This window comes from Micromonospora sp. 4G55 (genome assembly GCF_016803375.1).
The window spans coordinates 1-6,044 of the sequence record NZ_JAEVHN010000378.1 but is presented as its reverse complement, the minus strand read 5'-3'; the positions used below and the strand labels follow the sequence as shown (position 1 = coordinate 6,044).

Here is a 6,044-nt window from a genome sequence, read left to right as displayed (position 1 = left end):
GCGGACCGGTCCACCGCCGCGCCGAGCACCAGCACCGGGGAGCGGCTGGCGGCCAGCAGCGCGGCGAACTCCCGTAGCCGCCCGGGGTCGGGCCCGAACCGGGTCGCCACGGTACGCACCTGGGGCGGCGGGTCCGCCGGCTGGTCCCAGTCGTCCAGCGGCAGGGAGAGGAAGACCGGCCCGGCCGGGGGCTGGGCGGCGCTCGCGTACGCCCGCATGAACGCCGCCGGGACGTCCTGCGCGCGGACCGGCTCGTAGCTCCACTTCACGTACGGCTGGGGCAGCTCGGTCGGCGCCCGGCTGGTCAGCCGGGGCTCCGTCAACAGCATCTCCCGGCTCTGCTGACCGGCGGAGACGATCAGCGGCGTGCGGTTGTGCCAGGCGGTGACGAGGTTGCCCATGCCGTTGCCGGTGCCCGGCGCGGTGTGCAGGTTCACATGCGCCGGGCGGCCGGTGGCCTGCGCGTACCCGTCGGCCATCGCCACCGCGGACGCCTCGTGCAGGGCGTGCACGTAGCGGAAGTCCGCCGGGAAGTCCCGCAGGAACGGTTGCTCGGTGGAGCCGGGGTTGCCGAAGACGGTCGTCAGGCCGAGGGCGCGGAGCAGCTCGTAGGTGGTGTCCCGGACGGTCGCCATCGCCCCCCGCCTCCCTGTCCCGGCGTGCCGGCGCCCGCCGGCGCCCACGCCGACAGAGGGTTCCCGACCTGCCGAATCTATCGGGGGCAGGTGGACAAGTCGGGCGCTTTGCCGCTCACCGGGCCGGGTGCACCCGGCCGGGGGCGGTCAGGGCAGCGGGAAGGGGGTCTTGATGCCGTCCAGGGCGTGCCCGCACGGGCAGTCCCGGTCGGTCGGCAGCGCGCCCACCGCGTCCAGCAGCACCCCGCGCAGCCGGTCGGTGTTCTCGGCGAAGACCCGGAACACCTCCTCCTGGGTGACCGACTCGCCGGCCTGCACGCCGGCGTCCAGGTCGGTGACGAGCGCGATCGAGGTGTAGCAGAGGGCCAGCTCGCGGGCGAGCACCGCTTCCGGGTGGCCGGTCATGTTGACCACCGTGCCGCCCATCGAGGCGTACCAGCGGGACTCGGCGCGGGTGGAGAAGCGCGGACCCTCGACCACCACCACCGTGCCGCCGTCCACCGCCGCCACGTCCCGGCCGGCCGCGGCGGCCAGCAGCGTACGCCGCCCGACCGGGCAGTACGGGTCGCCGAACGGCACGTGCACCGCGCCCCGGTCGTAGTAGGTCTGGGCCCGGCCACTGGTCCGGTCGATGAGCTGGTCGGGGACCACGAAGGTGCCCGGGCCCAGCTCCGGCCGCAGACCGCCCACCGCGCACGGGGCGACGACCTGGCGCACCCCGAGCGACCGCAGCGCCCACAGATTCGCCCGGTACGGGATCAGGTGCGGAGGGTACCGGTGGTCGCGGCCGTGCCGGGGGAGGAAGGCCACCGGCCGCCCGCCCACCTCGGCGACGGTGATCGGGTCCGAGGGCGCCCCGTACGGCGTCTCGACCACGTGCTCGGTGGCACCGTCCAGGAGCGCGTAGAGCCCCGACCCGCCGATCACCGCGATGTCCGCCGTCGGACCCATCGACCCTCCCTCGTTCCCGCTCGATCACCCGCCGGTCAGACCTTAGCCACCGCCCCGGGCGCAGGCTATGGTGCCAGGCATGGCGGTGACAGCGCGGACGGCCGACGGCACCCGGTTCCACGACCCGGCGCGCGGCTGACGGTGTCCGAGATGCAGGAGGAGGGACGGGCGATCGGCGGTCGAGCCATGGAGTCCATGACCGGGCGGCTGCTGGTCGCGACTCCGGCCCTCAAGGATCCGAACTTCGACCGCACGGTGGTGCTGCTCGTCGCCCACGAGGCCGGCGGGGCGCTCGGCGTGGTGCTCAACCGGGCGACCGAGGTGCCGGTCGCCGACGTGCTCGGTGACTGGAGCGACCTGGCCCGCCACCCCGCGGTGCTCTTCGAGGGCGGCCCGGTGCAGCCGGACTCGGCGATCTGCCTCGCCCGGATGCGGCACCCGATGCGCCGGCTCAAGGGCTTCCAGCAGATCTCCGGCGCGGTCGGCACCGTCGACCTGTCGGCCGACCCGGAGAAGCTGCGCGACGGCATCGGCGGCATCCGGGTCTTCGCCGGCTACTCGGGGTGGGGTTCGGGTCAGTTGGAGCAGGAGATCGAGGACGGCTCCTGGTTCGTCTTCGACGCGCTGCCGGGAGACGCCTTCGTCGACCGGCCGGACGACCTGTGGCCGATGGTGCTGCGGAGACAGGGCGGAATGATGGCGGCGGTCGCCCACTTCCCGCCCGACGTGGCGCTGAACTAGCCGCGACGGGGCGGGGACCCCGCGAGATGACCATGCCGGGCGGCGTGTGTATAGTTCTCTGCGTGCCCGGGACACCGGGGACGACAGCAAGGGGCCGTGGCGCAGCTGGTAGCGCACCACACTGGCAGTGTGGGGGTCAGGGGTTCGAGTCCCCTCGGCTCCACCCTTGAGACCAGGGCGTTCGTCAGAGATGACGGGCGCCCTTCGTCGTTTCCGAGGGCGGAAACAGCTTCAGCGGCAGATCCGGACGTTGAGGACTCCACGATCACGGAGTGACGCATTCCCTGCCGGTGGGTCGTCAGGCCGTCTCTGACTCGCCGTGCCAAGATCGCCTCGTGCGCAACGAGCAACGCCTACGAACACGGACCCCCGAGTCCCGAGCCTTCGCGGAGCGCGTACAGCTCGTCATGAACCTGACCTCGCGCCTCAACGTGCTGCCGTTCGACGACCTCGACGCGCGCCGGACGGTGCTCACCGACGATCTTCGGTGGACCCGTCCCTGACTCGCTGTCGATCCTGCCCCCGTTCCATTGCGACTACGGGCTTGGCGCATCGTTCGGAGAGCGCGTGTTCATCAATCAGGGATGCTTCTTCCTCGACTACGGGGGCATCACCATCGGTGACCGCGTCATGATCGGTCCCCGAGTGACTCTGAGCACGGCCGGACATCCCGTCGAGCTCGACGAACGGTACGACTTCATCACGCACGCGCCCATCGTCATCGAGGATGATGTGTGGATCGGCGCCGCAGCCACGGTCACCCCTGGAGTGACGATCGGTCGGGGCTCGGTCGTCGGCGCGGGCGCCGTTGTCGCGAAGGACGTGCCGCCGCTGAGTGTGGTGACAGCAACAAGCGTTGTCGAGCGCAAGCGTTTGAAGCCGGCGTCTACCGCAACCTGAAACCTGCGGCTCACCCACGCACCCCGTGAGACCAGGGCGTTCGTCAGAAATGACGGGCGCCCTTCGTCGCTCCCGAGGACGGTGACAGCCACGGCCGGAGCCCTCCGCAGGCATGGCCTAGCGGGCGATGTGCAGGCCGTCGTTGACGCCCCCGCGGGCGTCGAGGTAGCCGCTGATCCGGTCCATGGCGGCCCGGTACGTCTCTCGCCGCCGGTCGGCGGTCGGGAGCCGGCTGAGGTCGAGGACCCGGATGGTGGGCTTCAGGGAGAGCCAGATGGGGATCGCCTCCGCCCGGGTGACGGTCCATCGGCGGTCGGGCTGTTCGGTGAAGGTGAACTTGGCCAGGACACCTTCGCGGTTGGCGTCCTCGGGGAAGTCGTGCCGGGCGAGGGTGTTGCCGACACCGTAGGCGATCCACTTGCCGCCGACCTTCTCGAAGGGCTGCACGACGTGGGCGTGGTGTCCGATGATCAGGTCGATGTTCGGGTCGGTGATCAACTCGTTGGCCCGGCGCAGCTGGTCCTCGTCGGGGGTGTGTTCCATCTCGGTGCCCCAGTGGGCGGACAGGACGATGATCTGCGCGCCGGCCTTGCGGGTCGCTGCGGCGGCCTTCCTGATGGCGGGCACGTCGATGCGGTTGGCCAGCCACGGTTTGTCCGGTGGCGGCGGATGGCCGTTGAAGTGCGTGGCCCAGGACAGGTGGCCGATCTTGACGCCCTTCACCTGGTAGATGGTGGGGGTGGCCTGGGCGGCGCTGCTGCGGAAGGTGCCGGTGTGCTGCAGCCCGGCGGCGTCGAGCGCGTCGAGGTTGGCGTAGACGCCCTGCTCGCCCTGGTCGAAGGAGTGGTTGCTGGCCGTCGAACAGGTGTCGTAGCCGGCGGTCCTGATGGCCGGTCCCAGGTCGGTGGGGGCGCGGAACCGGGGAAAGTCCGCCGGCGCGCCGGGACCCATGGGCGCCTCCAGATGGCAGATGGCCAGGTCGGCGGACTCGACCGCGGGCCGGATGGGGGCGAACATCGGGTCGAAGTCGTAACCGGGCCGGCCGGCCTTGACCGCGTCGGCGCCGGCCTGCTGCCAGGTGGGTGGGTGTACCAGGATGTCGCCGGAGCCCAGGATGGTGACCTGCCGAGCCCCCGCCGGGGCCGCCGACGTGACGGTGCCGGTCAACCGGTCGCGGATCACTTCTGCACGGGCTGTCCCGACCGCGGGGGGTGAGGCCACCAGCGCGGCGACGAGCAGCATGCGGATGACGTAAAGGCGCACGCCCGGCTCTTCCCGATCGGAGGCGGATGATGCCGCACCGGCCGCTGACGGAGCTGGCCGCCGGCCGACCCGGCTCGGTCGTCACACCTGGTCACCGGATATCGGGTTGCCTGCTTCCCACGCCAGCGGCATCCTCCCCGCATGATCGAGACGCGGGTGCTCAGCGAGGGCGACTGGAAGATGTGGCGGGAGCTGCGGCTCGCCGCGCTGGCGGAGGCGGCGTACGCGTTCGGTTCCCAGCTGGCGGACTGGCAGGGCGAGGGCGACCGCGAGGAACGCTGGCGCGCTCGGCTGGCCATCCCCGGCTCGTGCAACATCATCGCGATGCTCGACGGGCAGCCCGTCGGGATGGCCAGCGGGGTGCCGACCGATCAGGACGGCGTCGTCGAGCTGATCTCGATGTATGTGGCGCCGGTGGGGCGGGGCCGGAGCGTGGGCGACCACCTCGTCCGGGCGGTCGAGCAGTGGGCTCGGCTGGTGGGCGCGGAGACACTGCGCCTGGCCGTGGTGGCGGGCAACAGGAACGCCTGGGCGCTCTACCAGCGCAACGGCTTCCGTGACACGGGTGAGCTGGGCGACCTGATGCCCGACGGCGTGCGTCGGGAGCACATCATGGCCAAGCCTCTCGTGGCCTAGTCGTCGGCAGGCCGGGCTGGTCCAGCCAGACGGTCACCCCGTGGTCTTGCGGGCCGTGCGCCGGTTGCCGAAGGACTCCATGGTGGTGGCCTTCTTCGCCGGCGCCCGGGTGGCCGTGGTCGTCCGCGCGCGGGCAGCCGCGGCCTTCTTCGCCGGCGCCTTCTTCGTCGCCGCCCTCGTCCCGGGCGCCTTCTTGGCGGGGGCCGCCTTCTTGGCGGCGGGCGCCTTCTTGGCGGCGGGCGCCTTCTTGGCGGCGGCCGCCTTGGCGGTCGGGGTACGGGTCGGGGCGGCCATCGCGGAGGTCGCCTTCTTCCGGGCCACCCGCGCCGTCGTCGGGGTGGGCTTCTCACCCGGGCTCTTGGCCACGCTCGCCCCGGTGGCCCGCTTCGTGGCGGCCGCGACCTTCTTCGCCGCCGCCTTGCGGTTCATCGGGGCCTTGCGGGCCCCGGTGGCCTTCCGGGCGCTGGTGGGCCTGGCGGCGGCCCCGGTCGTGCTCCGTCGAGCGTCGGCCATCGTCGCTCCTCCTCGGGGTGTCCTGGCGAGGCCCGCACCGACGGTGCCGCTGACGGGACGGGCCGGTCCAGCCGGGTCGAGCCGACCGGCCCGCTCGGCGCCCCGTGTCTTCCCCCACCCCCGGCACCCAAACTCTCCCTACGGCGGGTACGCCATCAGGGCGGCCCTGAACGGCCCGCGGGCGCCGAGCTGGCATACCGGCGAAAGGTGATGTCGAAACCGGAGGACCCGTACCGAGCCGGCGCCAGCACCACCGCCGGTCGAACCTTTGGCCGCTCCCGCCCGTACCAGTGCTCGGGAGGTCCATCATGACCGTACGCCGAGTGCTCGCCGTCCTCGCGGCCGTCGCCGCGAGCGTCCTGCCGACCGCGACCCCCGCCGCCGCGCACGGCGCGCCCACCAGCC

8 protein-coding genes and 1 tRNA gene are annotated in these 6,044 nt (G+C 72.4%); 5 read left to right on the top strand and 4 right to left on the bottom strand.

What is annotated here, in order from left to right; translation table 11 throughout:
* Together JNW89_RS24915 and JNW89_RS24910 are read right to left on the bottom strand one after the other, a co-directional pair.
* A partial coding sequence (locus tag JNW89_RS24915) for a thiamine pyrophosphate-binding protein (protein ID WP_255541207.1) occupies nucleotides 1-635 on the bottom strand: 635 nt, incomplete at its 3' end.
* Between the two features lie 147 nt (nucleotides 636-782).
* On the bottom strand, nucleotides 783-1,586 hold the full coding sequence (locus JNW89_RS24910) for an S-methyl-5'-thioadenosine phosphorylase (RefSeq protein ID WP_238450733.1): 804 nt from the start codon (nucleotides 1,584-1,586) through the stop codon (nucleotides 783-785).
* Nucleotides 1,587-1,736: 150 nt separating this feature from the next.
* Between JNW89_RS24910 and JNW89_RS24905 the strand changes: the two genes are divergently transcribed.
* From JNW89_RS24905 to JNW89_RS24890, 4 genes are all read left to right on the top strand, one after another.
* Nucleotides 1,737-2,327 (top strand): YqgE/AlgH family protein, encoded by a 591-nt coding sequence (locus JNW89_RS24905; RefSeq protein WP_154939236.1) that lies wholly within the window; start codon nucleotides 1,737-1,739, stop codon nucleotides 2,325-2,327.
* 90 nt (nucleotides 2,328-2,417) lie between these two features.
* Nucleotides 2,418-2,490, top strand: a tRNA-Ala gene (locus JNW89_RS24900).
* Between the two features lie 172 nt (nucleotides 2,491-2,662).
* Entirely contained in the window at nucleotides 2,663-2,830 is a 168-nt protein-coding gene (locus tag JNW89_RS24895) for a hypothetical protein (RefSeq protein ID WP_238450731.1), read from the top strand.
* Nucleotides 2,831-2,894: 64 nt separating this feature from the next.
* Nucleotides 2,895-3,227: a DapH/DapD/GlmU-related protein gene (locus JNW89_RS24890; protein WP_238450729.1), complete on the top strand. Its 333-nt coding sequence runs from the start codon at nucleotides 2,895-2,897 to the stop codon at nucleotides 3,225-3,227.
* Between the two features lie 117 nt (nucleotides 3,228-3,344).
* Here JNW89_RS24890 and JNW89_RS24885 read toward each other — a convergent pair whose 3' ends face one another.
* Nucleotides 3,345-4,490: a CapA family protein gene (locus tag JNW89_RS24885; RefSeq protein ID WP_238450727.1), complete on the bottom strand. Its 1,146-nt coding sequence runs from the start codon at nucleotides 4,488-4,490 to the stop codon at nucleotides 3,345-3,347.
* 141 nt (nucleotides 4,491-4,631) lie between these two features.
* Between JNW89_RS24885 and JNW89_RS24880 the strand changes: the two genes are divergently transcribed.
* Nucleotides 4,632-5,126, top strand: coding sequence for a GNAT family N-acetyltransferase (locus tag JNW89_RS24880; RefSeq protein ID WP_238450726.1), 495 nt, complete (start codon nucleotides 4,632-4,634; stop codon nucleotides 5,124-5,126).
* A 33-nt stretch (nucleotides 5,127-5,159) separates the two neighbouring features.
* On the opposite strand, the gene JNW89_RS24875 is transcribed toward JNW89_RS24880, so the two are convergent.
* A complete protein-coding gene (locus JNW89_RS24875; RefSeq protein WP_238450724.1) occupies nucleotides 5,160-5,639 on the bottom strand; it encodes a hypothetical protein in 480 nt (159 codons plus the stop codon).
* Between the last annotated feature and the right edge of the window lie 405 nt (nucleotides 5,640-6,044).

Excerpts from the sequence above, each read along its gene's own strand:
- JNW89_RS24905 (WP_154939236.1), top strand. The coding sequence starts at position 1,737 with ATGCAGGAGGAGGGACGGGCGATCGGCGGTCGAGCCATGGAGTCCATG.
- JNW89_RS24875 (WP_238450724.1), bottom strand. The coding sequence starts at position 5,639 with ATGGCCGACGCTCGACGGAGCACGACCGGGGCCGCCGCCAGGCCCACC.
- JNW89_RS24880 (WP_238450726.1), top strand. The coding sequence starts at position 4,632 with ATGATCGAGACGCGGGTGCTCAGCGAGGGCGACTGGAAGATGTGGCGG.
- JNW89_RS24910 (WP_238450733.1), bottom strand. The coding sequence starts at position 1,586 with ATGGGTCCGACGGCGGACATCGCGGTGATCGGCGGGTCGGGGCTCTAC.